The sequence below is a fragment of the Gelidibacter salicanalis genome (assembly GCF_016469035.1).
GTDB lineage: Bacteria > Bacteroidota > Bacteroidia > Flavobacteriales > Flavobacteriaceae > Gelidibacter > Gelidibacter salicanalis_A.
Genome location: NZ_JAEHJZ010000328.1, coordinates 1 through 276, shown reverse-complemented (window position 1 = coordinate 276; position 276 = coordinate 1). Strand labels below are relative to the sequence as shown.

Here is a 276-nt window from a genome sequence, read left to right as displayed (position 1 = left end):
ATGTTATTTCATTAAGTGAGGAATTTTTCCGAAAAAAGCGATCAGGAATTACTTTATCATTTGATACAAGTACTTCTATCAAATCTTTGTTTTTATAAGTATAGGCAAGTGCTATCTCTTTAACCATTTCTAAGTCTTTTGATTTACATTCTAAAATAGAATAGTCATCAAGAAGTTTGCTTTTACTAATATCTAATAGAATTTCACCGGACTTTATAAATATAAGATGATCAGCGATTAACTCTATATCACTAATAATGTGCGAAGATAGCAAAC

The 276-nt window shown here is 27.9% G+C and carries 1 protein-coding gene; it reads right to left on the bottom strand.

Annotation, left to right across the window (positions count from 1 at the left end; translation table 11 throughout):
• Positions 1-276: hypothetical protein (locus JEM65_RS21600; protein WP_439953525.1), on the bottom strand; the 276-nt coding region annotated here is incomplete at both ends.